The organism is Streptomyces sp. NBC_00984 (assembly GCF_045162475.1).
In the GTDB taxonomy this organism is placed as follows: Bacteria; Actinomycetota; Actinomycetes; order Streptomycetales; family Streptomycetaceae; genus Streptomyces.
On sequence record NZ_CP108734.1, the window covers coordinates 3819621 to 3845584 of the forward strand.

Annotated in this window: 26 protein-coding genes; 10 read left to right on the top strand and 16 right to left on the bottom strand. The window is 70.3% G+C overall.

Annotation, left to right across the window (positions count from 1 at the left end):
• Window positions 1–20: 20 nt before the first annotated feature.
• The 4 genes from OG520_RS16680 to OG520_RS16695 are packed head-to-tail and all read right to left on the bottom strand — an operon-like array spanning window position 21 to window position 3000.
• On the bottom strand, window positions 21–1343 hold the full coding sequence (locus OG520_RS16680) for an NADH-quinone oxidoreductase subunit D (RefSeq protein ID WP_406013670.1): 1323 nt from the start codon (window positions 1341–1343) through the stop codon (window positions 21–23).
• Window positions 1343–2071 (bottom strand): NADH-quinone oxidoreductase subunit C, encoded by a 729-nt coding sequence (locus OG520_RS16685; protein ID WP_266415654.1) that lies wholly within the window; start codon window positions 2069–2071, stop codon window positions 1343–1345. Before OG520_RS16685 ends, OG520_RS16680 begins: the two co-directional genes overlap by 1 nt.
• Window positions 2068–2622, bottom strand: coding sequence for an NADH-quinone oxidoreductase subunit B family protein (locus OG520_RS16690; protein WP_030975705.1), 555 nt, complete (start codon window positions 2620–2622; stop codon window positions 2068–2070). The genes OG520_RS16685 and OG520_RS16690 overlap by 4 nt, the downstream gene beginning before the upstream one ends.
• A gap of 18 nt (window positions 2623–2640) precedes the next feature.
• Window positions 2641–3000, bottom strand: coding sequence for an NADH-quinone oxidoreductase subunit A (locus OG520_RS16695; RefSeq protein ID WP_003992243.1), 360 nt, complete (start codon window positions 2998–3000; stop codon window positions 2641–2643).
• An 818-nt stretch (window positions 3001–3818) separates the two neighbouring features.
• Here OG520_RS16695 and OG520_RS16700 point away from each other — a divergent pair.
• The 3 genes from OG520_RS16700 (at window position 3819) to OG520_RS16710 (ending at window position 7612) form a co-directional block, all read left to right on the top strand.
• The gene (locus OG520_RS16700; RefSeq protein WP_399327024.1) at window positions 3819–4664 is read left to right on the top strand and encodes a C40 family peptidase; all 846 of its coding nucleotides are present in this window, start codon (window positions 3819–3821) and stop codon (window positions 4662–4664) included.
• Between the two features lie 236 nt (window positions 4665–4900).
• Window positions 4901–6139 (top strand): MFS transporter, encoded by a 1239-nt coding sequence (locus OG520_RS16705; RefSeq protein ID WP_406013671.1) that lies wholly within the window; start codon window positions 4901–4903, stop codon window positions 6137–6139.
• A gap of 114 nt (window positions 6140–6253) precedes the next feature.
• Window positions 6254–7612 carry an acyltransferase gene (locus OG520_RS16710; RefSeq protein WP_406013672.1) on the top strand — a complete coding sequence of 453 codons (1359 nt, stop codon included), beginning with the start codon at window positions 6254–6256 and terminating at the stop codon, window positions 7610–7612.
• Window positions 7613–7648: 36 nt separating this feature from the next.
• Here the strand turns inward: OG520_RS16710 and OG520_RS16715 are convergent, their stop codons facing one another.
• Window positions 7649–8101: an ATP-binding protein gene (locus tag OG520_RS16715; RefSeq protein WP_406013673.1), complete on the bottom strand. Its 453-nt coding sequence runs from the start codon at window positions 8099–8101 to the stop codon at window positions 7649–7651.
• A 257-nt stretch (window positions 8102–8358) separates the two neighbouring features.
• Between OG520_RS16715 and OG520_RS16720 the strand changes: the two genes are divergently transcribed.
• The 5 genes from OG520_RS16720 to OG520_RS16740 all read left to right on the top strand — a co-directional run bounded on the left by OG520_RS16720 (window position 8359) and on the right by OG520_RS16740 (window position 12663).
• On the top strand, window positions 8359–9207 hold the full coding sequence (locus OG520_RS16720; RefSeq protein WP_385325354.1) for a helix-turn-helix domain-containing protein: 849 nt from the start codon (window positions 8359–8361) through the stop codon (window positions 9205–9207).
• A gap of 10 nt (window positions 9208–9217) precedes the next feature.
• Window positions 9218–9418, top strand: a complete 201-nt coding sequence (locus tag OG520_RS16725) for a DUF397 domain-containing protein (protein WP_350983121.1) — start codon at window positions 9218–9220, stop codon at window positions 9416–9418.
• Between the two features lie 221 nt (window positions 9419–9639).
• Complete coding sequence (locus OG520_RS16730; RefSeq protein WP_406013674.1) at window positions 9640–10041, top strand: hypothetical protein; 402 nt, start codon at window positions 9640–9642, stop codon at window positions 10039–10041.
• A gap of 66 nt (window positions 10042–10107) precedes the next feature.
• Window positions 10108–11337 carry an MraY family glycosyltransferase gene (locus OG520_RS16735; protein WP_406013675.1) on the top strand — a complete coding sequence of 410 codons (1230 nt, stop codon included), beginning with the start codon at window positions 10108–10110 and terminating at the stop codon, window positions 11335–11337.
• Between the two features lie 165 nt (window positions 11338–11502).
• Window positions 11503–12663 carry an abortive phage infection protein gene (locus tag OG520_RS16740; RefSeq protein WP_406013676.1) on the top strand — a complete coding sequence of 387 codons (1161 nt, stop codon included), beginning with the start codon at window positions 11503–11505 and terminating at the stop codon, window positions 12661–12663.
• Window positions 12664–12696: 33 nt separating this feature from the next.
• Here the strand turns inward: OG520_RS16740 and OG520_RS16745 are convergent, their stop codons facing one another.
• A complete protein-coding gene (locus OG520_RS16745) occupies window positions 12697–13983 on the bottom strand; it encodes a geranylgeranyl reductase family protein (RefSeq protein WP_385325366.1) in 1287 nt (428 codons plus the stop codon).
• 97 nt (window positions 13984–14080) lie between these two features.
• Between OG520_RS16745 and OG520_RS16750 the strand changes: the two genes are divergently transcribed.
• The gene (locus tag OG520_RS16750) at window positions 14081–14605 is read left to right on the top strand and encodes a GNAT family N-acetyltransferase (protein ID WP_399327009.1); all 525 of its coding nucleotides are present in this window, start codon (window positions 14081–14083) and stop codon (window positions 14603–14605) included.
• Between the two features lie 82 nt (window positions 14606–14687).
• Here OG520_RS16750 and OG520_RS16755 read toward each other — a convergent pair whose 3' ends face one another.
• Window positions 14688–15380 (bottom strand): demethylmenaquinone methyltransferase, encoded by a 693-nt coding sequence (locus tag OG520_RS16755; protein ID WP_266415680.1) that lies wholly within the window; start codon window positions 15378–15380, stop codon window positions 14688–14690.
• 138 nt (window positions 15381–15518) lie between these two features.
• Here OG520_RS16755 and OG520_RS16760 point away from each other — a divergent pair, with 138 nt between their 5' ends.
• On the top strand, window positions 15519–16250 hold the full coding sequence (locus OG520_RS16760; protein ID WP_406013677.1) for a DUF3152 domain-containing protein: 732 nt from the start codon (window positions 15519–15521) through the stop codon (window positions 16248–16250).
• A 23-nt stretch (window positions 16251–16273) separates the two neighbouring features.
• Here OG520_RS16760 and OG520_RS16765 read toward each other — a convergent pair whose 3' ends face one another.
• From OG520_RS16765 to OG520_RS16805, 9 genes are all read right to left on the bottom strand, one after another.
• Window positions 16274–16900 carry a hypothetical protein gene (locus OG520_RS16765; protein ID WP_385325373.1) on the bottom strand — a complete coding sequence of 209 codons (627 nt, stop codon included), beginning with the start codon at window positions 16898–16900 and terminating at the stop codon, window positions 16274–16276.
• A gap of 7 nt (window positions 16901–16907) precedes the next feature.
• Window positions 16908–18107: a cyclic dehypoxanthinyl futalosine synthase gene (gene mqnC / locus OG520_RS16770; protein WP_385325375.1), complete on the bottom strand. Its 1200-nt coding sequence runs from the start codon at window positions 18105–18107 to the stop codon at window positions 16908–16910.
• Window positions 18108–18179: 72 nt separating this feature from the next.
• Window positions 18180–20030 (bottom strand): serine/threonine-protein kinase, encoded by a 1851-nt coding sequence (locus OG520_RS16775; protein WP_406013678.1) that lies wholly within the window; start codon window positions 20028–20030, stop codon window positions 18180–18182.
• A 255-nt stretch (window positions 20031–20285) separates the two neighbouring features.
• Complete coding sequence (locus tag OG520_RS16780; protein WP_406013679.1) at window positions 20286–21290, bottom strand: prepilin peptidase; 1005 nt, start codon at window positions 21288–21290, stop codon at window positions 20286–20288.
• A 3-nt stretch (window positions 21291–21293) separates the two neighbouring features.
• Complete coding sequence (locus OG520_RS16785) at window positions 21294–24227, bottom strand: BTAD domain-containing putative transcriptional regulator (protein ID WP_406013680.1); 2934 nt, start codon at window positions 24225–24227, stop codon at window positions 21294–21296.
• A gap of 72 nt (window positions 24228–24299) precedes the next feature.
• The gene (locus OG520_RS16790; RefSeq protein WP_398632735.1) at window positions 24300–24767 is read right to left on the bottom strand and encodes a TadE/TadG family type IV pilus assembly protein; all 468 of its coding nucleotides are present in this window, start codon (window positions 24765–24767) and stop codon (window positions 24300–24302) included.
• A complete protein-coding gene (locus tag OG520_RS16795) occupies window positions 24764–25192 on the bottom strand; it encodes a TadE/TadG family type IV pilus assembly protein (RefSeq protein WP_406013681.1) in 429 nt (142 codons plus the stop codon). Before OG520_RS16795 ends, OG520_RS16790 begins: the two co-directional genes overlap by 4 nt.
• Before the next feature lie 8 nt (window positions 25193–25200).
• Window positions 25201–25656, bottom strand: a complete 456-nt coding sequence (locus tag OG520_RS16800; protein ID WP_406013682.1) for a TadE family protein — start codon at window positions 25654–25656, stop codon at window positions 25201–25203.
• A gap of 41 nt (window positions 25657–25697) precedes the next feature.
• Entirely contained in the window at window positions 25698–25943 is a 246-nt protein-coding gene (locus OG520_RS16805; RefSeq protein ID WP_406013683.1) for a hypothetical protein, read from the bottom strand.
• Window positions 25944–25964 lie beyond the last annotated feature (21 nt).

The window sequence follows — 25964 nt, forward strand, 5'->3', positions numbered from 1 at the left end:
GACTTCCTGACGTGCTTCGGTCACCGGTCGACGCCTCCCATCACGGGGTCGATGGACGCGACGGCGACGATGACGTCGGCGACCTGGCCGCCCTCGCACATCGCCGCCATGGCCTGGAGGTTGGTGAAGGACGGGTCGCGGAAGTGGACCCGGTAGGGGCGGGTGCCGCCGTCCGAGACGACATGCACGCCGAGTTCGCCCTTGGGGGACTCGACCGCGGTGTACGTCTGTCCGGCCGGGACCCGGAAGCCCTCGGTCACCAGCTTGAAGTGGTGGATCAGGGCCTCCATGGAGGTGCCCATGATCTTCTTGATGTGGTCGAGCGAGTTGCCGAGCCCGTCCGGACCGAGCGCGAGCTGGGCCGGCCAGGCGATCTTCTTGTCGGCGACCATCACGGGGCCGGGGGCGAGCCGGTCGATGCACTGCTCGACGATCCGCAGCGACTGGCGCATCTCCTCCAGGCGGACGAGGAAGCGACCGTAGGCGTCGCAGCTGTCGGCGGTGGGGATGTCGAACTCGTAGTTCTCGTACCCGCAGTAGGGGTCGGTCTTGCGCAGGTCGTGCGGGAGCCCGGCGGAGCGCAGCATCGGTCCGGTGACGCCGAGGGCCACGCAGCCGGTCAGGTCGAGATAGCCGACGTCCTGCATACGGCCCTTGAAGATGGGGTTGCCGGTGGCGAGCTTGTCGTACTCCGGCAGGTTCTTCTTCATGGTCTTCACGAACTCGCGCAGCTGGTCGATCGCGCCGGGCGGCAGGTCCTGGGCGAGTCCGCCGGGGCGGATGAACGCGTGGTTCATGCGCAGGCCGGTGATCAGCTCGAAGAGATCGAGAACGAGTTCACGATCGCGGAAGCCGTAGATCATGATCGTGGTGGCGCCGAGCTCCATGCCGCCGGTGGCGATGCACACCAGGTGCGAGGAGATCCGGTTGAGCTCCATCAGGAGCACGCGCAGGATGGTGGCCCGGTCGGGGATCTGGTCCTCGATGCCGAGGAGCTTCTCGACGCCCAGGCAGTACGCCGCCTCGTTGAAGAAGGGCGTCAGATAGTCCATGCGCGTGACGAAGGTGGTGCCCTGCGTCCAGTTCCGGAATTCGAGGTTCTTCTCGATGCCGGTGTGGAGGTAGCCGATGCCGCAGCGGGCCTCGGTGACGGTCTCGCCGTCGATCTCCAGGATCAGCCGCAGCACGCCGTGCGTGGACGGGTGCTGGGGGCCCATGTTGACGATGATGCGCTCGTCGTCGGACTTGACCGCGGACTCGACGACCTCGTCCCAGTCGCCGCCGGTGACTGTATATACAGTCCCCTCGGTCGTCGCCCGGGGCGTTGCGTGGGGAGTAGACATCAGGAGTACGACCTCCGCTGGTCCGGAGCCGGGATCTGGGCGCCCTTGTACTCGACGGCGATGCCGCCGAGCGGATAGTCCTTGCGCTGCGGGAAGCCCTGCCAGTCGTCCGGCATCATGATCCGGGTGAGGGCGGGGTGCCCGTCGAAGATGAGCCCGAAGAAGTCGTAGGTCTCGCGCTCGTGCCAGTCGTTGGTCGGATAGACCGCGACGAGGGACGGGACGTGCGGATCGCTGTCCGGGGCCGACACCTCCAGGCGGATCAGCCGACCGTGCGTGAGCGAGCGCAGGTGGTAGACGGCGTGCAGCTCACGGCCCTTGTCGCCGAGGAAGTGGACGCCGCTCACCCCCGTACAGAGCTCGAAGCGCAGCGCCGGGTCGTCGCGCAGGGTCTGCGCGACCCGGACGAGGTGCTCGCGGGCGATGTGGAAGGTGAGTTCGCCGCGGTCGACGACGGTCTTCTCGATGGCGTTGGCGGGAAGCAGGTCCTGTTCCTCCAGGGCCCCTTCGAGCTCGTCGGCGACTTCGTCGAACCAGCCGCCGTACGGACGGGACGTGGCGCCCGGCAGGGTCACGGTGCGGACGAGGCCGCCGTAGCCGGAGGTGTCACCGCCGTTGTCGGCGCCGAACATGCCCTTGCGTACGCCGATGACCTCGCCGGTCTCGTCGCGCGGCGCGGGCACGCCGTTGTTGTTGCTCTGTTCGTCGTGGTTGTCGTTCCCGCTCATCGCAGCAGCCCCTTCATCTCGATCAGGGGCAGTGCCTTGAGTGCCGCGTCCTCCGCCTCGCGGGCGGCCTCCTCCGCGTTGACCCCGAGCTTGGAGCTCTGGATCTTCTGGTGGAGCTTGAGGATCGCGTCCATCAGCATCTCGGGCCGCGGCGGACAACCCGGCAAATAGATGTCAACCGGAACAATATGATCAACACCCTGAACAATGGCGTAATTGTTGAACATTCCGCCCGATGATGCGCAAACTCCCATGGAGATCACCCACTTGGGGTTGGGCATCTGGTCGTAGACCTGCCGCAGGACGGGAGCCATCTTCTGGCTGACCCGCCCTGCCACGATCATCAGATCCGCCTGCCGCGGCGATCCGCGGAAGACCTCCATCCCGAAACGGGCCAGGTCGTAGCGCCCGGCCCCGGTCGTCATCATCTCGATGGCGCAACAGGCGAGGCCGAAGGTGGCAGGGAAGACGGAGGACTTCCGTACCCAGCCGGCGGCCTGCTCGACAGTGGTCAGCACGAAGCCGCTGGGCAGCTTCTCTTCGAGTCCCATGGTGTGCCCCTCAGCCCCTCAGTCCCATTCCAGGCCGCCGCGACGCCACACATACGCGTAGGCGACGAAGACGGTGAGCACGAAGAGCAGCATCTCCACGAGCCCGAAGATCCCCAGGGCGTCGAAGGTGACCGCCCAGGGATAGAGGAAGACGATCTCGATGTCGAAGACGATGAAGAGCATCGCCGTCAGGTAGTACTTGATGGGGAAGCGGCCGCCTCCGGCTGGAGTGGGGGTGGGTTCGATACCGCACTCGTACGCTTCGAGCTTTGCCCGGTTGTACCGCTTGGGGCCGATAAGCGTGGCCATGACCACGGAGAAGATCGCAAACCCTGCCCCGAGGGCGCCGAGCACGAGGATGGGCGCGTAGGCATTCACGCTCCTCGCTCCTTCCAGTCGTCCTTGACCGTTGGACCGCATCGGGCGACCGGCTCACCGCCTCACCAAGATCGTGCACATGTGAGGCAGTTCACAAGCCCGACTGCCCCGCATCCTATGCCCGCCATCCTGTGATCTGCGACACGGGGTACGACAACGCCTTTGTGATCTCCACCACCTGACGAAGGATCATGAAGTCGGATGAGCGGTGATCTTCACACACGAAGCGGCCGAGTGATCACGAGACGTGACATCTGATGCTGTTACCGCTGGTCAAACGGTTGCCGCTCTATCAAGAGATAGCCATACCAAGCAAATTGGCGATGGACACCCCGGGGTGATAGGGAACCCGCCACCCTCCGGACTCGATCACTCGCCCCCCGACCCGCCCCCCGTTCACCCGGCCCCGCCCGGACCGATCGAACTCACCCCGGGGAGGGGGTCGCGGGGAGCGAAGTGGACACACGGGAGCATTTACGATCATCGGCATGAACGGGATATCTCCCCCCGCCCGGCGGCACCTTGGACGCATGGCGCATAACCGCCCCTCGCGCGCCGGTCGCGCTGTGACCTGCGTCACTCCATCGAGGCTTCGATAAAAGCGGGCTTGGCCATCGGTGTGAACGGATGGTAAGCGGCGGGCAATTCGGGCGTATTGCCGAAAGTCCGTGATCACAGCGGTGATCAGGCATGACCGTTTTGCCCGCTACGGCGTCAATAAGGGCGCCGGGAAAGCGGATTCACAGATTCCGGACGTAACTGTGTCGCAACACACGTTTCTTGATGGGAGCCCCGAGGCCCTGATAGCGCTAGTACCCATGTCCCACACCGCTCACATACCCAGCCACCGGAAGCCCCGCCGAAACGCCTCGAAGACGGCGCTGCGGGCCGGAGTTGCCGGTGGCGTCCTCAGCACCATCGCGGTCGCAGGCGCTGCCGGTCCGGCCCAGGCCGAGCCGGTGACCCAGACCATCGAGATGCCCACCATCACCTCCGGGCTCTCCACCGCCGTCGCCGCGTCCGCCCAGGCCACGCAGCAGGTCGCCCAGGACCTGCAGACGCAGGCCCAGGAGGACGCCGCAGCCGCCACCGCGGCAAAGACCGCCAAGAAGGCCAAGGCCGAGGCGGTCCGCAAGGCGGAGGCCAAGAAGAAGGCGGAGGCGGCCGCCAAGGCCAAGGCGGAGGCCGCCGAGCGCGCTTCCCGCTCCACCGCCCGTACGACGCTCAGCGCGACCTCCGGCTCCACCGCCGGCACGGCCGCGTCCACGTCCTCCTCTTCCTCCTCCTCTTCCTCCTCGTCGAGCGCGACCGGCTCCGCCGCGGCGATCGTCGCCTTCGCGCAGGCCCAGGTCGGCGACGCGTACGTGCCCGGCGGCACCGGCCCCAACTCGTGGGACTGCTCCGGCCTCGTCCAGGCCGCGTTCCGTTCGATCAACGTCGACCTGCCGCGCGTCTCGCAGTCCCAGTCCACCGTCGGCACCCAGGTCTCGCTGAGCAACCTCCAGCCGGGCGACATCCTGTACTGGGGCAGCGCGGGCAGCGCGTACCACGTCGGGATCTATGTGGGCAACGGCCAGTTCGTCGGTGCGCAGAACTCCAGCACCGGTGTGGTGCAGCGCCCGCTGTCCTACGACCCGCCGTCGGGCGCGGTCCGCGTTCTCTGATTCGACGGAACCCCTGGGTTCACGGATTCACAAGCGCCTTCGCGGCGCGCGGCGAAGGGCCGTCACTCCCCCGCTCGGGAGCGACGGCCCTTCGCCGTTTGCGGTCCACCAGCAAAAACGCGACATCAACCCTGCCCGGCGACGTTGACGTCGCGAACCTGCCGGACACCGTCCACCGCCGCTTGTGAACTGGGGCGAACAGCCCTCGCGTCACCGAGCACAGGACGGCCCCCGCCATGACCACCCCCGCGGCCACCACCCCCACCGAACGCACCGCCCTCCCTCCCCGCACCCCCTTACGCGGTCGGCTCGCCGTCATCTCCGTCATGCTGGGCATCTTCTCGATCGTCACCACCGAGATCCTGCCCATCGGCCTGCTCACCTCGATCGGGTCCGACTTCGCCGTCTCCGACGGCACCGCGGGCCTGATGATGACCATGCCCGGACTTCTCGCGGCGGTCTCCGCCCCCTTGGTCACCGTGGCGACGGCACGTGTCGACCGGCGCCTGATGCTCTGCGCCTTCATGCTCCTGCTGGCCCTGGCCGACTTCCTCACCGCCGCCGCGACCGACTACCGCCTCGTCCTGGTCGCCCGGGTGATGGTCGGGGTCACCATCGGCGGCTTCTGGTCCATCGCGGCCGGACTGGCCGGCCGGCTGGTCCGCCCGGCGTCGGCCGGCCGGGCGACAGCGGTGATCTTCTCGGCCGTCCCGCTGGGCTCCGTGCTCGGCGTTCCCGCCGGTACGTTCATCGGCGGCCTGGCCGGCTGGCGGACCGCGTTCGTGGTCATGGGGGTGCTGAGCATGGGCGTGCTGGCCCTGATGCTCCTGGTGGTCCCGCCCCTGCCGCCGACGCAGGTCACCCGCGCGAGCCTGCTGCGCACCGTGCTCAACCGCCCCGGCACCCGGTTCGCCCTGCTCCTCACCTTCCTCATCGTGCTGTCGCACTTCGCGACGTACACGTATGTCACCCCCTTCCTGGAGCAGGTCACGCACGCCGGTCCGACGATGATCACGGTGTTCCTGCTGGTCTACGGCGCCGCCGGGATCGTCGGCAACTTCGTCGGCGGCGCACTCGTGACGCGCCGCCCGCGCGCCGCGGTCGCCCTCGCCGCGGGACTGATCGCCGCCGCGACCGCGCTGCTCCCGGTCCTGGGCAGGTGGGAGGCCGGAGCCGTCGCGCTGCTGGTCGTCTGGGGTGTCGCCTACGGTGCGGTGCCGGTCTGCTCACAGACCTGGTTCGCCAAGGCCGCGCCCGACGCGCCCGAAGCGGCGTCCGTCCTCTTCACCGCGTCCTTCCAGGCCACCTTCGCCCTCGGCGCCCTGGCGGGCGGAGCCGTCCTCGACCGCCTGTCCGTGTCGGCGGTCATGCTGCTGGGCGGCGCGGTCGCGGCTCTCGCGGTGGTCGTGGTGGTCGCGACGATCGTGACGGGGACAGGCCCGGGGCGCCTCGGCGTCCGGGGGCGCCGGGGGTGAACCCCGCCGGGGCCCGGTGGGGAGAACCCCACCATGGCACGCAGTGCTGGCACCCCAATGAATTCGGGGGACTGCTTCACTGCCTCTATCGCCTGCTGACTGCACGATGATTGCATGCAGCAAACCCCCGCTCATTCGCCCGGTCGCGGTCGCGATCCATTCATAGACGTCATCAGAGCGCTGTGCGTGCTGGCCGTGATCTCCCAGCACTGGCTCATGCCCGTACTGTCCTATGAGAATGGGCATTTGAGCACCGGGAATGCTCTCGCAAGTCCCGGCTGGTGGATTGTCACCTGGCTGACGCAGGTCATGCCCATGGTGTTCTTCGCCGGCGGGGCCGCCAATTTCTTCTCGTTCCGATCGGCGAAATCGGTGCGCACCTGGCTCCGGAGCAGAATTGCGCGTCTCCTGGTGCCGGTCATACCCCTGGCAGCCGTGTGGCTGCTGCTTCCCCACGCGTTGATCGGCGCGGGGGTGCCTGAGCAACCGGTGCTGATGGCGGGCAAAATAGCCGGCCAGCTGCTGTGGTTCCTCGCCGTCTATGTGCTCGTGGTCGCGCTCACGCCGGTGATGTTCAGGTCGTACCGCCGGTACGGATGGCGTGTGATCGGCGTACTCGCCGTCTGCGCCCTGGCCGTCGATGTACTGCGCTTCGAGGTCAGCCCCGCGATCGGTTTCGTGAACGCCCTGTTCGTCTGGCTGGCGGCCCATCAGTTCGGCTTCCACTACGCCGACGGCGGCCTCCGCCTGCGGAGCGGGTGGGCATCGGCGGGTGTGGCCGCCATCGGCTTCGGACTCACCGCGGCCGCTGTGTTCTTCGGGCCCTACCCCGCATCCATGATCGGAATGCCCGGGGCCCCGGTCTCCAACATGAGCCCGCCGACCGCCCTGATGCTGTCACTGACGATCGGCCAGCTCGGGCTCTGGCTGACTCTCAAGCCGGTCATCACGCGATTCGCCGAACGCCCACTGGCCACCACCGTCCTGCAATGGTGCGGAACCCGCTTCATGACCCTGTATCTCTGGCACATGCCCGCACTCGTGATGACAGCGGGAATTGCAACGGTCGGACTCGGATTCGCGACACCGACGCCCGGCAGCCCGATGTGGTTCGCGGTGGCACCGCTGTGGGTCGGCGTTTCGGGGATATTCCTGGTGACCTTCACCAGAATTTTCGGCCGGTTCGAATTCCGTCGCCGTTCCGGTGCGGCATCGGACATGAGCCTCGGCAAGGTCGTTCTCGCGGCCGTGCTTTCCGCCGGCGGCCTCCTCGGACTCGCCGCGCAGGGGTTCATTTCCCCGGGAAACCCGCTCACCCCGGTGCTCTGGGTACTGCTGGTACTGACGGGGCTGCTCGTCGTACGGGAGAAGAACACCCCGAAGGCCGTTGTCGCGCAGGGCTCTCGCACCGTGCCCGTCCAGTTGGCCGTGCGACAGGAAGGTACCGGGGTGCTCTCCCGGCAGGGCACCTGACAGGAGCCTCGCACTCTTCGTGCGGGCAGGGGCGCCTCAGCCTCCGGAGGCGGAGAGGGTGAACCACACCGTCTTCGAGTGCGGCGACCGCGCCCCGTACGCGGTGGTCCCCCACCGGGCGGCGAGCCCCTCCACGAGGAGGAGCCCCCGGCCGCCCTCGTCCGCGCCGGTCTCCGTCCCCGGGGTACGCGCGGGCAGGCGGCCGGGTTCGTCGTCCGTGACGTACACGGTCACCTGCCGCCGGTTGACGGTGACCTCCACCCGGACCTGCGGCGAGTCCGTATGGCAGTACGCGTTGGAGACGACCTCGCTCGCACAGAGCCGGGCGTCGTCGACGAGGCGTGGGTGCCCGGTGGCCCACAACACCGTCGCCACGAAGTCCCGCACGATCTTGGGGGCGGTGGGGGCGTTCGGCGCGACGAGCCGGTACCGCTCACCGCGTTGCGGAAGGTAGGGGGCGGGTGGCGGAGGAGCGGTTACGGAGGTCATGGCGCGGTCTCCCTGCGTGAGGCGGTCTCCGGGGCGTCGTGCGGTGGGCATGGTCCGTGGCATTGGCCGATTCCCGTGAGCGCTCAACTCGCCTGCGGGTGGCTGCACTTCGGTCCGGTCGAGCCTCGGCTCGACATCACAGGACGCTAGGGCACAACAGTGGGACGGCGCAACAGTGGGACGTCCGTAGCACCCATACGAGTGGACCAGTGGTACGGCTGAGCGGCACACTCGTACCCGCACGAAGGGGAGGGCCCATGCCACCAAGGAGCTACCCGACCGCCAGGCAGCGGCGGTTGGGTGCGGAACTTCGCAAGCTGCGCGAGCGTGCGGGAATGTCCGGGAGCGAGGCGGCCGCGTACCTGGGCGGCGAGCGAGCCCAGATCAGCCACATCGAGTCCGGCCGGTACGGAGTGAGCAGCGAACGGGTACGCCGGCTGGCGGCCCACTACTCGGCGTCCGACAAGCACCTGGTCGACGCCCTGGCCGAGATGGCCGACGAACGCACCAAGGGATGGTGGGACGACTACCGCGGAATACTCTCGCCCGGATTCCTGGACCTGGCGGAGCTGGAGCACAAGGCGTCCTACATCCGCGCCATCCAGACGCTCAACATCCCTGGTGTGTTTCAGACGGAGTCGTATGCGCGAGCCATCATCCGGAGCGGGATCACCGACCTTCCCGCTGACGAGCTGAGCGCCCGCGTCGAGCACCGCACCAGACGGCGCGACATTTTCGACCGCCCCAGGCCGACCCCGTTCGAGGCGTTCATCCATGAGGCCGCGTTGCGGATGCGGTACTGCGACCCCGAGACCATGCGGGCGCAACTCGCCTTCCTGCACGAGGTTTCCACCTGGCCGTCCGTGACGATCCGCATCATCCCGTTCGCCAGGCAGATCACCGGTTCAGTAGACTCGACGCTGTACGCCGGTGCCAGCATCCCGGCACTCGACACCGTCCAGCTGGACAGCGCCTTCGACGCAGGCTTCCTGGACGCCGAGGCCCAGTTGGCGCGATACCGAGCCCTCCTCGACTCCATCGAGTCCGTCTCTCTCGACACGGAGGAGTCCGCACAATTCATTCAACGCATCGCACAGGAAATGTGAGTCCACCCGCATGACCGACGCAATCAACTGGCAGAAGTCTTCCTTCTCGGGGGCAGGCGACAATCAGAGCTGCATCGAGCTGGCACCCGTCGACGGCTCGATCAAGATGCGCGAGAGCGATGACCCCGACATCGTCGTCACCACGAGCGTCGCCAAGCTGCGCGCATTCGTGCTCGGCGTGAAGGCCGGGGAGTTCGACCACCTGATCTGAGCACGGCCCGCAAGCGCCCTCCGGTTCGAACACCGGGGGGCGTTCTGCATATCCGGCGCAACATAGGGACGTCACACTGTTGCACCGCAGCCACCCGCAACGCTACCGTCGCTCTGCGTCGCCGCGTTACGGGGGCCACCCGCCCCCCGCCTGCCGCGCGGCGCCACACCCCCCTGCCCCCGCGCCATTTGGCGCGCACCGCTGCGATCGGACGGTCGACGATGCGTACGCCCCTCACCCCCTTATCGCCGGTCGTCGGACACGGCTACCGGTTCGAGGCCCTCCGCTACGGCCCCGCCACCGGCTTCGTCCCCGAGCCGATCGACCTGCGCATCCTGGCCACGCCCCGAGAGGCCGTCCGCGCCATCCGCGTCCAGCTCCGGGCGAACCATCTCTTCGGCCTCACGCCGCGCGAACTGATCCGCGCCCACCACTGGTCGGAGCAGGGCGGCTGGGTGCAGGCCCTGGGGGCGCTCCACCGCGGCGAGCCCTGCGGGTTCACGCTCATGCTGCGCGGTGGCCGGCACATCGAATGGCACGTCCGCCCGCTGACGTACGTATCGCTCGACACCCGCACCCACCACCGTCCCGCCCCACGCCCCGCCGCACAGAAATCTGTATGAGTTAGGCTCGCCGGGGCGCAGCGAGGGCATCGATCGGGCTCAGGTATCGGCCCGCTGGGCCGGAATGTGAGGCCGCCCGTGCGGGATTACTTGCTCATGCTGTTCATCACGGCGGCCGTGACCCATCTCCTGACCGGCCCCGTACGGAAGTTCGCGATCTCGGTCGGCGCGATGCCCGAGATCCGGGCGCGGGACGTCCATCGCGAACCCACTCCGCGCCTCGGTGGCGTGGCCATGTTCGGCGGGCTGGTGGCCGGACTGCTGGTCGCCTCTCACCTGCCGCACCTGGAAGGCATCTTCACCCAGAGCTCGACGCCGCGGGCACTGCTGTCCGGCGCCGCGCTCATCTGGATCCTGGGTGTCCTGGACGACAAATGGGGCGTCGACTCGCTGGTCAAACTCGGCGGCCAGGTACTCGCGGCCGGGGTGATGGCGTTCCAGGGACTGACGATTCTCTGGCTCCCGGTGCCGGGCACCGACGGGATCTACCTCTCCGACTGGCAGGGCACGCTGCTGACCGTGGGACTGATCGTCGTCTCCATCAACGCGGTCAACTTCGTCGACGGGCTCGACGGGCTGGCCGCCGGCACGGTGGGCATCGCGGCGACGGCGTTCTTCCTGTACGCCTACCGGCTCTGGTACGGCTACGGGATCGAGGCCGCCGCGTCCACCACGCTGATCTCCGCGATCCTGGCGGGCATGTGCCTCGGCTTCCTGGTCCACAACTCTCATCCGGCCCGGATCTTCATGGGTGACTCGGGCTCGATGCTGCTCGGCCTGCTCATCGCCGGGTGCGCGGTCTCGGTGACGGGCGAGGTCGACCCGAGCCTTCTCAGCCAGTCGGTGGACGGCAGGTCCGGGTCGGCCGCGATGGTGCCGGTCTACATTCCGCTGATGCTGCCGCTGTCCGTCATCGCGCTGCCCGTCGCGGACCTCGTGCTCGCCGTCATAAGGCGTACGTGGAACGGAATGTCCCCCTTCGCCGCCGACAAGGGCCACCTCCACCACCGCCTGCTCCAGCTCGGCCACTCGCACCGCCGGGCCGTGCTGCTCATGTACTTCTGGTCGGCGCTGTTCTCGTTCGGGATCGTGGCCTACTCGGCGCGGGGCGCCAAGTCCTGGATGCTCTTCGGGGTCGCGTTCGTCTGCGCGGTGGGCCTGATCCTGCTGCTCCAGCCCCGTTACGAGTCCGGCCTCACCCGCCGCCTGCTGCCGCGCAGACCCCGGGGCCGCGTGGTCGCCACCGGCGGAAAGCGCGCCGGGGCCGACGAGGAACGCCGGGTTCCGGCCCGGTGACCGTGGTGCTCCGCTCGCGCCGGGCGCCGCGACCTAAGTAGCCGCTGCCTGCGCCTGGTTCATCCCTTGGTCGCGCACCCGCAGACTTTCGGGGGACGCCCGGTCCCGCACCCGCTCGGCAGACTGGCGGCGACACGCGAACCGCCGACCGACCGGGGAGTCAGAGTGCATCGCGACGAGCGCAGTGGAGGAATCAGCCGGGCGAGGTTCCTGGCCGGGGCGGGGGCGATCGGGACCGCGGCGGCGGCCGGATCGTTCCTGACCGGCCCGTCGGCCTCGGCCGCCGCGACCGACCGCCGAGGCGGGCACAGGAGCGGCAAGGGCCTGACCCATCGAGGGGTCTGCTACACGATCGGCGCGGGCGAGACCCCCGGCACCGCGTGGAGCGCCACTCGCATGCGCGAGGACCTCCGGGCCATCAGGAACGACCTGCACGCCACCTCGATCGAGGTGACGGGCGACGGCGTCGACCGTCTCAACGCCACCGCGTCCGAGGCCGCCGAGCTGGGTCTACACATCTGGCTCCAGCCGACCCTGGGTGACCGCCCCGCGTCGGAGATCCTCGACCACCTCGCGGAGACCGGCCGGCACCTGGAACGGCTGCGCCGCCAGGGCGCGCGGGCCGACCTGAGCGTGGGCTGCGAGTTCTGGCTGTTCGTGCCGGGCATCGTGCCCGGCGACGACGCACAGGAACGGATCCACAACCTGATGGCCGGCACCTACGACCCGGAGCGGATGATGCGCCGCCTGTCCGCGTTCACGGCACGGGCCGCCGCGGTCGGACGGTCGGCCTTCGGCGGCAAGCTGTCGTACGCGGCCGCGCAGGACGACGAGGTCGACTGGAGCCTCTTCGACATCGTGGGCATCGACTACTACTCGTACTTCCCCGACCGCGCGGACTACGTGCGCGAGCTGCGCTCGTACCTGCGCTGGGGCAAGCCGCTGGCGATCACGGAGTTCGGCACCTGCACGTACGCGGGGGCACCCGAGCAGGGCGGCATGGGCTGGGACACCGTCGACTACACCAAGCAACCGCCCGAGATCAAAGGCGACCTGGTACGCAGCGAACGCACCCAAGCCGCCTATCTCACCGAACTCCTGGGCGTCTTCGAGGAGATGGGCCTGTACGCCGCAATGGCCTTCGAGTTCCTGACCCCCGACGCCCCGCACTCCCCCGTCCCCCGCTACGACCTGGACATGGCGAGCTACGCCGTGGTGAAGCCGATCAAGGACCGGTTCGACGCCCCGGAGTCCGACTGGCACTGGGAACCGAAGCAGGCCTTCCACGCACTGGCGCGTTGCTACGGACGAGCGGGCCGCCGCTGACGGGCGCCGTCCGGAGCGCCGCCCCCCAGCGGCTCAGGCCTTCGGGGCCACCTTGGACAGCCCGTTGATGATGCGGTCCATCGCGTCGCCGCCCGTGGGGTCGGTGAGGTTGGCGAGCATCTTCAGGGTGAACTTCATCAGCAGGGGGTGCGTCAGGCCGCGCTGGGTGGCGATCTTCATGACCTTCGGGTTGCCGATCAGCTTCACGAAGGCGCGGCCCATCGTGTAGTAGCCGCCGTAGGTCTCCTTGAGCACCTTCGGGTAGTTGTTCAGCGCCAGTTCGCGCTGGGCCGGGGTCGCGCGGGCGTGGGCCTGGACGATGACGTCCGCGGCGATCTGGCCCGACTCCATGGCGTACGCGATGCCTTCGCCGTTGAACGGGTTGACCATGCCGCCCGCGTCACCGACGAGCAGCAGGCCCTTGGTGTAGTGCGGCTGGCGGTTGAAGGCCATGGGGAGGGCGGCGCCGCGGATCGGCGTCGTCATGTTCTCCGGGGTGTAGCCCCAGTCCTCCGGCATCGACGCGCACCACGCCTTGAGGACCTCGCGCCAGTCCAGCTCCTTGAACGCGGAGGAGGAGTTGAGGATGCCGAGGCCGACGTTGGACGTGCCGTCGCCCATGCCGAAGATCCAGCCGTAGCCGGGCAGCAGCCGGTCCTGGGGGCCGCGCCGGTCCCACAGCTCCAGCCAGGACTCCAGGTAGTCGTCGTCGTGGCGGGGCGAGGTGAAGTACGTACGCACGGCCACGCCCATCGGGCGGTCCTCGCGGCGGTGCAGGCCCATGGCGAGCGACAGCCGGGTGGAGTTGCCGTCGGCGGCGACGACGAGCGGGGCGTGGAAGGTGACCGGGGTCTTCTCCTCGCCGAGCTTCGCGTTGACGCCGGTGATGCGGCCGGTGCGGTCGTCGACGATCGGGGCGCCGACGTTGCAGCGCTCGTGCAGCCGCGCGCCCGCCTTCTGCGCCTGGCGGGCCAGTTGCTCGTCGAAGTCGTCGCGCTTGCGGACCAGCCCGTAGTCCGGGTACGAGGCGAGATCGGGCCAGTCCAGCTGGAGGCGGACGCCGCCGCCGATGATGCGCAGACCCTTGTTGCGCAGCCAGCCGGCCTCTTCGGAGATGTCGATGCCCATGGAGACGAGCTGCTTGGTGGCGCGCGGGGTGAGGCCGTCGCCGCAGACCTTCTCGCGGGGGAAGGCCGTCTTCTCCAGGAGCAGGACGTCCAGTCCGGCCTTGGCGAGGTAGTACGCGGTGGTGGAGCCGGCCGGGCCTGCCCCGACGACGATCACATCCGCGCTGTGCTCGGAGAGGGGCTGCTCGGTCACGGTCGGATCTCCCGAAGGCTCGAAATCGCGTGCCGCGCGGCACCTGTCCCGTGCAGTCTATGGGGGTTCGCTGATCAACTTTCCGAAGGGTTCCCCGATGTCGACCGTGCTTCCCGGCGCTCCCTCCGTACAGCTGCGCGTCCCCACCGACGAGGACGCGTTGTCCTGGCACCGCGCCTTCGACGATCCCGAGGTGATGGAGTTCTTCGGCGGTGCGTCGGAGGAGCTCTCGATGTACGAGGAGTGGACCGCCCGGCAGCGCAGATTCGACGCCGAACTCGGCTACTGCCTGTGGACGGTGCTGGGCGAGGACGGCGAGGTGGCCGGCTTCACGGGCGCCCAGCCCTGGCCGCGGACCGAGTACGGGCCGGTGGGCGAGATCGAGATCGGCTGGCGGCTGGCCCGGCCGGCCTGGGGCCGGGGCTACGCCACCGCCGCCGCGCGCCTCACGCTGGAGCGGCTGCGCGCGGCCGGGGTGGAACGGGTGGTGGCGACGATCGACGCGGGGAACGAGCGGTCGATCGCCGTGGCCCGGCGGCTGGGGATGGAGCGGGCCGAGAGCTTCACGACGCCGCGGCCGGGCCAGGAGGTGGTCTGCTTCCGGACGACCCTGACGCCGTGAGCGCGGGCGTCAGCCGGTGTCGTCGAGGGACCAGGTGGACAGGGCCGCCCGGTCCGTCGGCGGAAGTCGCCGAACCGTTGCCTCAGGGGCGTACGCCCCGGTGCAGCGCCACCACACCGCCGGTGAGGTTGCGCCAGGCGACCTTCGACCAGCCGGCCCGCTGGAGCGCGGCCGCGAGTCCCGCCTGGTCGGGCCAGGCGCGGATGGATTCGGCGAGATAGACGTACGCGTCGGGGTTGGACGACACCGCGCGCGCGACCGGCGGCAGCGCCCGCATCAGGTACTCGGTGTAGACCGTGCGGAACGGCGCCCAGGTCGGCTGCGAGAACTCGCAGATCACCACCCGGCCGCCCGGCTTGGTCACCCGGTACAGCTCGCGCAGCGCCGAGTCCGTGTCCTGGACGTTGCGCAGCCCGAAGGAGATGGTCACCGCGTCGAAGGTCTCGTCGCGGAACGGCAGCCTGGTGGCGTCGCCCGCGGTGAAGGGCAGCCAGGAGTTGCGCTTCTTGCCCTCCTGGAGCATGCCGAGGGAGAAGTCGCACGGCACGACGTACGCGCCGGTCGCGGCGAACGGCAGCGAGGACGTCGCCGTGCCCGCGGCCAGGTCGAGGATCTTCTCCGCGGGCCGGGCGTGCACCGCCTTCGCGACCTCCTTGCGCCACAGCCGGGCCTGGCCGAGTGACAGCACGTCGTTGGTGAGGTCGTAGTTCGCCGCCACGTCGTCGAACATCGTGGCGACTTCGTGCGGCTGCTTGTCCAGGGAGGCTCGGGTCACCCGTCCATTCAAGCAGCCCGGTCCGCGGCACTCCGCGCCGGTCGCAAGTCGTTATCCGGGTGGACTGAACCAATCGCTTCCACCGACAGTCAGTACAGAGGGGGCACAAGAGCCGCCGGGATCCAGGGGGGAGCCCAGATGTCCGCACGAGGCGCACGCCTCCGGCCGGGGCCGGAAGGCCGCCGAGGACGCCTGTTCGCCGTCGTCGTCACGGCGGCGCTGATCTGTGCCGTCGCCGCGCTGGGGCCCCGGTGGAGCAGCGGTGCCGACGGCAAGGCGCCCACGCCGTCCGCGTCCGGGAGTTCGCCGGCCACCGGCACGTTCACCGTCGCCCGCGCGGGCGCCCCGGACCCCGGCAAGGGCAAGGGCAGGGCCAGGGCGTACCGCGTCGAGGTGGAGGACGGCTCGGGCGTCGACCCGGACCGGGCCGCCGCCGAGATCGCCCGGATCCTGGCCGCGCCACGGGGCTGGTCGCACCACGGCGAGCACACCTTCCGCCGGGTCTCCGAAGGACCGGCGGGACTCGTCATCCGTATCGCCACCCCCGCGACCACCGACGCCCTCTGCGGGAAGGGCGGCCTCGACACCCACGGCGAGGTCAACTGCCGGGTCGGCACCGACGTGATGGTCAACCTCAAGCGCTGGCAGCAGGGATCACCCGAATTCCACGGCCCGCTCGCCGAGTACCGGGCCCTGATCATCAACCACGAGGTCGGCCACTGGCTGGGCCACGGTCACGAGACCTGTCCGGGCAAGGGCCGCCCCGCGCCCGCGATGATGCAGCAGATCTACGGGCTGAAGGGGTGCGTCTCCAACGCCTGGCCGTACGACGCCGAGGGCCATTACCTGGGCGGCCCCGCGGTGCCGTGAGCCGGCCCCGCCATGCGGACGCCTCAGCTGCGGCGGAAGACCAGCCGTCCGCCGAGCACCGTCGCCACGCAGCTCCCGGCGCCCTCGGTGCGCAGCGCCGCCGGGTCCGGTACGCCGAACACCGCCAGATCCGCGGGCCCGCCGACGGCCAGGGCGGTCGCGAACGCCTCGGCCGGCTCCGGTACGGACGCCAGCGGGTCGAGCGACACGTGTTCCGGCACCGGGCCGGGGGCGTGGACGCGCAGTCCCGAGCGGGCGACCGCGGTGCGCACGGCGGGGCGGGCGAAGGGGCCCCGGACGGCGGTCGTGCCGTGCCGCAGCATCCGTTGCAGGCCGCGCCGGGCACTCGCGCCCCAGCGGGCGTCGTCCATGGAGAGTGCGGTGAGCGCGTCGCCGGTCAGCGGGTCGGTGCCGAGCTCGTCGGCCTCGCGCGGGTCCGGGTGGTAGGCGGCCTCCAGCAGGGCGGGGGCCGCCGCGTTCAGCAGCCCCGGGGTGATCAGCCCGGACCAGCGCCGGGTCCGGGCCCCCGGACGGGCGGCGGTCAGCTCCCCGTACGCACCGATGGCGACGACCACGCCGCCGTCCACGGCCACGGCGTCCGCCCCGTCCGGGGCACCGTGCACCGCGTCGGCGGCATGAACGGTCAGCAAGGCTGCCTCAGTTGGCGTTGAGGAGCTTCAGCTCCGGGTGTGCCGTGCCGCCCTCGATCGCGGTGGACGAGATGTGCGAGACGACGCGCTCGTCGACCGGGTCGTTCGCCGGGTCGTCGTGGACGACGAGGTGCTCGTACGTGGTGGCGCGCTGGGCCGGCACCCGGTCCGCCTTGCGGATCAGGTCGATGATCTCCAGCCGGTTGGAGCGGTGTTTGGCACCGGCCGAGGAGACGACGTTCTCCTCCAGCATGATCGAGCCGAGGTCGTCGGCGCCGTAGTGCAGCGACAGCTGGCCGACCTCCTTGCCGGTGGTCAGCCAGGAGCCCTGGATGTGGGCGACGTTGTCGAGGAAGATCCGGGCGATGGCGATCATCCGCAGGTACTCGAAGAGCGTGGCCTGCGTCTGCCCCTTCAGCTTGTTGTTCTCGGGCTGGTACGTGTACGGGATGAACGCGCGGAAGCCGCCCGTCCGGTCCTGCACGTCGCGGATCATCCGCAGGTGCTCGATGCGCTCGGCGTTGGTCTCGCCGGTGCCCATCAGCATGGTGGAGGTGGACTCGACACCGAGGCGGTGGGCGATCTCCATGATCTCCAGCCAGCGTTCGCCGGACTCCTTGAGCGGGGCGATCGCGGTACGCGGCCGGGCCGGCAGCAGCTCGGCGCCGGCTCCCGCGAAGGAGTCGAGGCCGGCGGTGTGGATGCGCTGGACGGCCTCCTCGACGGAGACCTTGGAGATCCGGGCCATGTGCTCGACCTCGGAGGCGCCCAGCGAGTGGATGACCAGCTGCGGGAACGCCTTCTTGATCGCGGAGAAGTGCTCCTCGTAGTACTCGACGCCGTAGTCCGGGTGGTGCCCGCCCTGGAACATGATCTGCGTACCGCCGAGTTCGACGGTCTCCGCGCAGCGGCGCAGGATGTCGTCGAGGTCGCGGGACCAGCCCTTGGCGGTGTCCTTCGGCGCGGCGTAGAAGGCGCAGAACTTGCAGGCCGTGACACACACGTTCGTGTAGTTGATGTTGCGCTCGATGATGTACGTCGCGATGTGCTCCGTACCGGCGTAACGGCGGCGGCGTACGGCGTCGGCGGCGGCACCCAGCGCGTGCAGCGGCGCCGAACGGTAGAGGTCGAGCGCCTCCTCCGGAGAGATCCGACCGCCCTCGGCGGCTCGGTCGAGGATGGGCTGGAGGTCGGCCTTCTCGGTCACCGGGCTGTCACCTTTCGGCGGTTTTTCAACGGATCTACGGACCGGTTCAGCGTACGCCAGCCCCTCTCGGGGTCAGCCGCCGGACCGGGTGAGCGTGCCGTACGGGCGTCCCGCGCCGCTCCCCTCGGACCGGAAACGCAGGGTGCCGTCGGCGGCCCGGGTGAAGTGGACGTCGGTGGTGGTGGAGGTGCACAGGGCCGGGGTGCTGGGCCGGTCCGGGTCGGTGCGTTCGTGGAGCGTCAGTTGCTCGGCGGTGCCGGAGGTGAGGCCGGCGACGCTGTTGCAGCTGACGGTGACCCCGAGGCTGGTGATCTCGGTGTTCATCCGGACCACGTCCGTGCCCGTCTTCCCCGCGGTGAAGACGGCGGTGAGCGTGCCGTGCGGCTGCCCGGTCGTCTTCTCGGTGACCGGGCCCTTCCAGGTGCCGATGAACTCCTTCGGGAGTTCGGTGATCTGCTCCGGGCTGCCGGTGCCCGAGTCCGCGGGCTGCGACGGCCGGCCGGTCGGGGTGGCGGCGGGCGGGGTGCTGCCGACGTTGCCGTGCTCGGCGTTGCTCCGGCCGCCACCGCCCGGCATCAGGTCGAAGACGAACGCGCTGCCCACGGTCACGGCGGCGAGCGCGCCCGCCACCGCGAGGGCGACGGTGCAGCTCAGCCTCCGGCCCCGGTCCGCGTCCGGCCGGGCCGGGCCGGAGTCCGCGCTGACGGTGACGGAGAAATGGGGGTCGGACGCGCGTTGTCCGGGCAGCCCGGACGCACCGGTCCGCGGCGACGGCCCGGACGCCCCCGATGTCCTGGCCGGCTCGCCCGCGCCCGCGGTCACGGGCCACGAGGGCAGTACGCCCGGATGGGACAGCCGGGTCGGGTCGTGCGTGGGGAAGGGCTCGGCCGGCGACCCGAACCCGCCGCCCACGACCCCGGCCCCGCTCGCCCCATCGGCGCCGTCCAGGCCGTAGGCACCGCCGGCGCCGCCCGCATCCCAGGCCGCGCTGCTGAACGGCACCGGCCCCGACTGCACCGGCGCGTCCTGCGGCTCCAGGTCCAGCAACGCGACCGCCGCCTGGCTGACCTCGCGCACCAGTGGTCCGGGCAGCCAGCCGGCCGCCACCAGCGCGGCGGCTCCGCCCGGCGCCAGCCGCCGGGCCAGTTCCATGGGTGTGGGCCGGTCCTCGGGCTCCTTCTCCAGGCACCTGGCGACGACCTCCCGCAGGTCACCCTCCAACTCCCCCAGCTCCGGCTCCTCGTGCACCACCTTGTAGAGGAGTACGGCCGAGGAGTCGCCGAGAAAGGGAGCGGTACCGGTCGCCGCGTACACGAGCACCGCGCCGAGCGAGAAGACATCGGCCGCGCCCGAGATATCGGTGCCCCGGATCTGCTCCGGGGCCATGTAGCCGGGCGAGCCGACCGAGACCCCGGTGGAGGTGAGCGAGGCGGTGGCGCCGATCGCGTGCGCGATCCCGAAGTCGATCAGCCGCGGGCCGTCCAGGGCCAGCAGTACGTTGGACGGCTTCACATCACGGTGGATGACGCCCTGTTCGTGCACCGCGGCCAGCGCCTCGCCGAGTCCGGCGCCCAGCGTCCGTACCGCGTTCTCGGGCAGCGGCCCGTGCTCGGAGACCGCGGCGGAGAGCGGCGGGCCGGCCACGTAACCGGTGGCGACCCACGGAATGGGCGCGTCCGGGTCGGCGTCCAGAACGGGGGCCGTCCACTGCGCACCGATCCGCCGTGCCGAATCCACCTCGCGCCGGAAGCGCGCGCGGAACTGCTCGTCGAGGGCGAAATGCGGGTGCACGACCTTGACCGCGACGGTGCGCCCGCCGGCGCTGCGCCCCAGATAGACCCGGCCCATGCCGCCCGCACCGAGCCTGCCGAGCAATCGATAGGCACCGATGGTCAGCGGTTCGCCGGCTTCCAGCGGCTGCATATGAACTCCCCCTGTGGACCGGCCGGACCTCCGACCGAAGCCTAGGGGCGAAGGTCATCGGGTCACAGGGAAACCATCCGCCGATTTCACCCCTACGGGAACGAACAACGGCTTTCGACACAACAAAAGGCGTGAATGCGTCGTTCACCCGAGCAATTCCGGTACACGACCGGGACTCTCCCCGGACATCATCCGGGAATCGGCTATTCGACGCGTATTAACCCGAATCGATAGCCGGGCCGGGAGCCGCACCGCTCACACCAGCCCGCCGTACAGCACGCCGGCCAGGGCCCCACAGATCATGAAGGGGCCGAACGGGAAAGCGGCCTTCCGGCTCGCCCGGCGCAGCAGGATCAGGCCGAGGCCACAGCCGGCGCCTACGACGAAAGCCACGGCGGTGCCGGCGAAGAGCACCGGCCAGCCGTACCAGCCGAGGACCTGCCCCAGGGTGAGGGCCAGCTTGACGTCGCCGAAACCCATTCCGTCGGGATTGATCAGGAAGAGCAGGAAGTAACAGCCGCCGAGGGCGAGCCCGCCGAGCAGCGCCGTGGGCCACGAACCGGCGGCGGCAGGCAGTGACGCGGTGGCGCCGAGCAGGACGGGGGTCCCCGCCGCAAGCGGAAGCGTGAGGGTGTCGGGCAGCCGGTGCACGGCTCGGTCGACGAGACTCAGCAGGGTGCCGAACGGCGCGAGCAGCAACCAGACCACCAGCTCCGGCCGGGCGCCGACGGCCGCGGCGAGGCTCCCGCAGACCAGCGCGGTGGCGACAGCAGGCATATAGAGGGCGGGCCGCAGGGCCGCACCGGGCCGCACCCCGTCGCGGCCGGCTGTGGGGACGCCCGAGTCGCCGCCATCCGTGACGAGACCCGAGTCCCCGTCAGCCGTACCGGGACCCGGCCCACAGCCATCGGCCCTGCCAACGCCCGAGGAGCCGCCCATGCCGCCGGCCGACATGTCGGCGCCCGGGCCGAGATCCGTACCGCCGGCACCGTCCGGCACCTTCCCCGGCCCGCGGCTGACCGCCGCCCCCGCACCCGCACCCGCACCCGCACCCGCACCGACCGGCTGACGCCTCGCACACCGCACGCATGCCGGAGGGCCGAGCCAGCCACGGGCCGGGCCCGTCAAAGGGTGGCCGGAGGGGCAGGCCGTGCGCCAAGGGGTGCCCGGCTCGACGGCGAGACGGTACGCGGCGCGCGGCACGAGGAGCCCCGTGCCGGCGCCCCACAGCGCGGCCGCGAAGATCGTCGGCACACTCATGGGTCAGCCGGCCGCCGCATCGGCGTCACGCCAGGTCGGCAGCAGCTCGTCCAACAGCGCTTCCGTACGCGGCGGCAGCCCCCGGCCGGCGGCGGCCGGCTGGTTGGCCTGGGCGCCGAGGGACGCGGCGAGCACTGCCAGGCGCTCGGTATCACCCGTGGCGTGGGTCGCGCGCAGCAGCTCGTTCCACAGCCGCTCGTCGGTCGGCGACGAGGACAGTGCGGCGGTGAGCGCGGCGACGGCCTGCTCGGGTCGGCCCTGTTCGAGGTGGTGTTCCGACAGATCGAGGGCCACGTCCGCGACGAGCAGGGGCAGCTGGGCGTCGACGATCTCGTGGGAGAGCCAGCCGTACCGTCCCTCCGGCCGGTCCACCAGCAGCGGGCCGCGGACGAGCTCGAGCGCATCGGTGAGCAGCCGCTCCCGCACGGCCGCGTTCCGGGCCCCCCTGCCCTGGGTCGCTTCATGGTGGAGCGAGCGCAGCACGTCGAGGTCGGAGACGACGGAGACAGCGAGCGTGAGACGGCCCGCCGGGTCCAGGCGCAGGCGAGGAGTACCGTCCGGGTCGGCACCGAGCCACTCACGCATCCGCTCGACGAGCGCGTCCCTTACGTCCTCGGTCACCCCGCGTGGCCACAGCGACGCGGCGAGCACCTGCGGATGCACACCCTCGCGGTGCAGCAGGAGCAGCGCCAGCGCCTCGTGCAGAAGCACACTGCGCTCGCTGTCGGGGGCGTCGATACCGATGAGCTCGTACGTTCCGACGAGCCGGGCATAGACCGCCGGCCGGCCACGCTCTGTGATGTCGACGAGGAACCGGCTGGTGGACGGGTCGGGGTTCGGATCGTGGTCGGGCTCGGCGTCCTTGAAGAGCTGGACCACCGCGTCGTGCTGTGCTCGGGGCAGCATCTGAGCCTTGAGTTCGAGACCGAGCAGTGGGGCGAGCAGCCGGCCGTCGGAGGTCACCTCCAGCTGCCAGACCGCTCCGGGCAGATAGGTCGAGCCCGTGCCGACGAGATAGCCGATGCCCAGTCGGCCCGCGTCGGAGGCGAGTTCGGTGAGCCGCGCGGCCTGCGTCCCGGTCGGTTCGGCGGCGAGCAGGACGAGGTGCGGCGCCCAACGATTGTGCTGGGCGTGGCCGGTACGACCAGTGAGGACGGAGTCGTGCCCGGCTGCGCCCAACGCGCCGCGGCGCTGCCGGGTCTCGGCCTCCATGACCTCCAACAGGTCCTCGACCCCTTCGAGATGACGCAGTCGGGTGGGGGCAAGTGCGCCGAGCTCCTTGCCGAAGCCCACCAGCGTGACGGTCATCCGGTCCGACCAGCCGCTGGTGGCCAGTTCCGCGGCGATCGAGGCCATCACGGCGGCGCGGTCCTGTGCGGCTCCGGTCAGCGAGACGACACCCGGTACGGACTCCAGGTTCAGCAGCAGACGGGAGTCGTCGTGAGTGCCCAGGCTGACAAGGCCGGGGTACGGGGACGCGGTGTCACTGTCCCCGTACACTCCGGCGGCGGATTTCTCCAAGTGCCAGAAGGTGGCGTCCTGGCCCTCCTGCCACGGAGCGGGTGGCTGGCCCTCCCGGCGGCCGAGCTGAAGGTGCAGTTCGCCGTCGGTCAGCCAGGCCGCGTACACGACCGGCAGCGGGCGGGACTCCGCGGTGAGCGCCTCGGACAGACCACGCAGGGACCGGTCCAGGAGACGCACGGCCTCGGGGTCGGCACCGACCAGCAGCGCGTCCTGGACATCGGCGGCGGCACCGGTGGGCACGGGCGGCTCCATGCCGCCCCGGCCTGTGACAGTGCTCATCGCGGACTGCCACAGCGCGGTACGGCGCCGGTGGCCCAGGGCCGCGAGCAGTCCTGCGGCGAGCAGCGGGGAAGCGATGAGGGCCTCGGGGAGACCGTAGGAGGAGTCGCCAGCGACCGGCGTCGCGACCTCGGTGCCGGACTCCGAGCCGGTGTCCGGGGCGGCTGGCCGCTGTGCGGGCAGGGCGATCTGTGCGGTGTCGGTGTCGACACCACGACGACCGCCCTCGTGCCGGTCATCGCCCTGCTGTGCGCCGCCGCCCTGTGCCTGGTCTCCGGCATCGGCGTACTCCTGGATCTGCTGCCGTACTTCCTCGGAGACCTTTGGCGCCTCGTACGGCATCTCGACGACATCACCGCCGTGGGCGTCCGCGGGCATCTCCATGATCCAGCCCGGCCGGATGAGGCTCGCCTGCGACAGCTTCGAACCGTCCGGCTGCACACGATCCTTGTTGAGCTGGTAGATCTCCTTGTATCGGCGCCCGTCCCCCAGATGACGTTCGGAGACCTCCCAGAGCGAGTCGTGGTGCCGGCCTTCCGGAGGCTGGATCCGGTAGAACTTGGTCCCCTGCTCCTTGGCACTCTCCGCCGTTCGCTTCGCGCCTTCGGCGCGCTCTGCCGCCTTCTCCCGCGCCAGCTCCTGCGCTTGCTCGCCGGGAGTCTGCTGCGCAGCCGACGCCACCGTCGGGCGGCTCTGCCCTTCCAGAGTCTGGCCGAGCTGCGAGAGACCGGGGGTGAAGCTCGCCGCCCCCGCCGTCACCAGCAACAGGGCCGCCACCAGTTGCCGAGCGAGGACCTGGCTCGCCCCGGCGCCGGGGACCCGGGTCGGCATGCCGACCCCGGAGACGGCCGCCTTCACCTCGACGAGGACGCAGGCGGTGAACTGCGCCCACGCCAGCCAGACCACCACCGTCAGAACGCTGATGAACGTGTCGACCGTGATCTGCCGCTGGAACATGTCCAGCGAAGGCATCTCGTCCGGCAGCGGCCAGCCCACGAAATACGCCAGCGCCCCGGGCACGCCGACGACGAGGGAGGCCAGCGCGACGAACGCGAGAAATGCCTTGACGAAGTCGCCGAGGGTCCGCCGGGGCGGTCTCGGGCGGCTGCTCGTACGGGAGGTGGTGCGTGCCATAACAGGCTTCCTGTGGAGGAGGACGGTGGAGTAGCGGCGGGGGGTCGGGGCGGTCGCTTTCCGGCTTCCGGGCTACCCGGCGACGGACTCGGCGGCCGATCTGCCGTGCACAGTCAGCGAGCCGCCGAAGAGGATTCCGGTCAGCACAGGCCGGTAGGTGAGCTGGATCTCGACCTCGACCCGTCGGGCGTCGGCCGCCACACAGCGCGAGGCCGCGACATCCTGTCCCGTCATTCCCTCCTCCCGGGCGAAGGCGCGTACCCGGGCGGCGCAGTTGCCGGAGTTGATGGGAGCCGAACCACCGGAGCCGTCGTACAGGGCGTCCCGGTCGATGTCCTGCGCCGCGTATCGGGCGGCCTGTTCGGCGATGTCCGCGGCCCGTTCGCGCTGGGAGATCGCCAGCCCGCCGTCGATCACGAACGCGGCCAGGGCCATGAAGAGCAGCGCGAAGATGATGACGGCGCCGGCGCCCGAGCCCCTGTCGTCCAGGTGTTCGCGCCGTGCCGCCCACCGAGAGCGCACCAGCTCCTGCGCCGTCATGCGGCCCTCCGGAAGGGGTCGAGCGGCGAGGTGGACCGGCCGGTGAGGGTGGTCGGGATGTCGAGACCGAGCATGCCCAGACCGCGGACCTCGCAACTGACCTCGACGGTGAAGAACCCGCCGGGCTCGAAGCCATCGCTGATCTTGTTCACCGTCACCGGTCCCGCGCACACATCGGCGAGATCGGCTGCCGCCGCCTTCCTCGCCTCAGCCATCGCGTTGCTGCGGTCCTTCTGGATCGAACCGGCACGGGCCGCGTCCCGTGCGGCGCCGTCGACCGCGCCCCGGCCGTCGACGAGCTGCCCGAAGGCGACGAGGACTAGAATGAAGAGGATCACAACAGGCGCGAGGATGACCACCTCGATCGTGGACAGGCCACGGTCGTCGGCGGCCCGGGCCCTTATCCGCTCGCGCGCGCGGCCCATCAAGTGAGTCAGCCCCCTTCCGGTACGAAACGCTCCACCGGCCCCTGTGACTGTGCGTGGACCGTCAGGTCGAGCCCTGGGAAGACGCTCGGCACCCTCGCGGTGATCTCCACGCCCACCGTGTCCGGCTCGGGCCGGTACGTCCGCACCACGGGCAAGAGGACCAACTGCGGGCCCAACTGCTGGATGTAGCTGTCGGCGACCACCCGCGCCTTGCCCCGCCACCCGCCCGGGTTCTCGTCCGCCTCGGCCCGCGCCTCGCGCGCGCCCGCCTGGGCGGCGGCCTGCGCCACATGGTCCGCGAAGGAGTACAGCGCGAACTGCACCGTCGCGAAAATCATGAAGAACAGGATGGGGGTCAGCAGGACGAACTCGATCGCGGTCGCGCCGGAGTCACCGCGGGTGGAGGCGACCTCCACCCGGCGGCGTACGGCGGTGCGCAACCGGTCTGCGAAACGGTTCATGGCATCGGAAAGGGGAAGTTCGACCGTCAACATCCCTCCGGTCAGCAGGTCTTGCCGGCGTCGGCGCCCGTGATGCACTCGCCGACCTTGGTGGCACCGTCCTTCAGTGCGAGATTGATGATCGCGGCGACCACGCCGACGATCGCAACCACGACCGCCGAGATGATCACCCACTCGACGGCGGACGCGCCGCGGTCGAGCTCGCCCGAGCGGGCACGCTGCACCCTGCCCCGCAGGAAGGTGAGCAGGAAGTCGACGGCCGGATGGCTGATGCGGGGTCCGTTCATGGTTTCGGGTCCTCTCGAAGA

Excerpts from the sequence above, each read along its gene's own strand:
- OG520_RS16685 (WP_266415654.1), bottom strand. The coding sequence starts at position 2,071 with ATGAGCGGGAACGACAACCACGACGAACAGAGCAACAACAACGGCGTG.
- OG520_RS16800 (WP_406013682.1), bottom strand. The coding sequence starts at position 25,656 with ATGAACCGTTTCGCAGACCGGTTGCGCACCGCCGTACGCCGCCGGGTG.
- OG520_RS16760 (WP_406013677.1), top strand. The coding sequence starts at position 15,519 with ATGTCCGCACGAGGCGCACGCCTCCGGCCGGGGCCGGAAGGCCGCCGA.
- OG520_RS16710 (WP_406013672.1), top strand. The coding sequence starts at position 6,254 with ATGCAGCAAACCCCCGCTCATTCGCCCGGTCGCGGTCGCGATCCATTC.
- OG520_RS16780 (WP_406013679.1), bottom strand. The coding sequence starts at position 21,290 with ATGAGTGTGCCGACGATCTTCGCGGCCGCGCTGTGGGGCGCCGGCACG.
- OG520_RS16720 (WP_385325354.1), top strand. The coding sequence starts at position 8,359 with ATGCCACCAAGGAGCTACCCGACCGCCAGGCAGCGGCGGTTGGGTGCG.
- OG520_RS16705 (WP_406013671.1), top strand. The coding sequence starts at position 4,901 with ATGACCACCCCCGCGGCCACCACCCCCACCGAACGCACCGCCCTCCCT.
- OG520_RS16690 (WP_030975705.1), bottom strand. The coding sequence starts at position 2,622 with ATGGGACTCGAAGAGAAGCTGCCCAGCGGCTTCGTGCTGACCACTGTC.
- OG520_RS16750 (WP_399327009.1), top strand. The coding sequence starts at position 14,081 with ATGTCGACCGTGCTTCCCGGCGCTCCCTCCGTACAGCTGCGCGTCCCC.
- OG520_RS16700 (WP_399327024.1), top strand. The coding sequence starts at position 3,819 with ATGTCCCACACCGCTCACATACCCAGCCACCGGAAGCCCCGCCGAAAC.
- OG520_RS16805 (WP_406013683.1), bottom strand. The coding sequence starts at position 25,943 with ATGAACGGACCCCGCATCAGCCATCCGGCCGTCGACTTCCTGCTCACC.
- OG520_RS16790 (WP_398632735.1), bottom strand. The coding sequence starts at position 24,767 with ATGACGGCGCAGGAGCTGGTGCGCTCTCGGTGGGCGGCACGGCGCGAA.
- OG520_RS16715 (WP_406013673.1), bottom strand. The coding sequence starts at position 8,101 with ATGACCTCCGTAACCGCTCCTCCGCCACCCGCCCCCTACCTTCCGCAA.
- OG520_RS16795 (WP_406013681.1), bottom strand. The coding sequence starts at position 25,192 with ATGGGCCGCGCGCGCGAGCGGATAAGGGCCCGGGCCGCCGACGACCGT.
- OG520_RS16680 (WP_406013670.1), bottom strand. The coding sequence starts at position 1,343 with ATGTCTACTCCCCACGCAACGCCCCGGGCGACGACCGAGGGGACTGTA.
- OG520_RS16730 (WP_406013674.1), top strand. The coding sequence starts at position 9,640 with ATGCGTACGCCCCTCACCCCCTTATCGCCGGTCGTCGGACACGGCTAC.
- OG520_RS16775 (WP_406013678.1), bottom strand. The coding sequence starts at position 20,030 with ATGCAGCCGCTGGAAGCCGGCGAACCGCTGACCATCGGTGCCTATCGA.
- OG520_RS16725 (WP_350983121.1), top strand. The coding sequence starts at position 9,218 with ATGACCGACGCAATCAACTGGCAGAAGTCTTCCTTCTCGGGGGCAGGC.
- OG520_RS16785 (WP_406013680.1), bottom strand. The coding sequence starts at position 24,227 with ATGGCACGCACCACCTCCCGTACGAGCAGCCGCCCGAGACCGCCCCGG.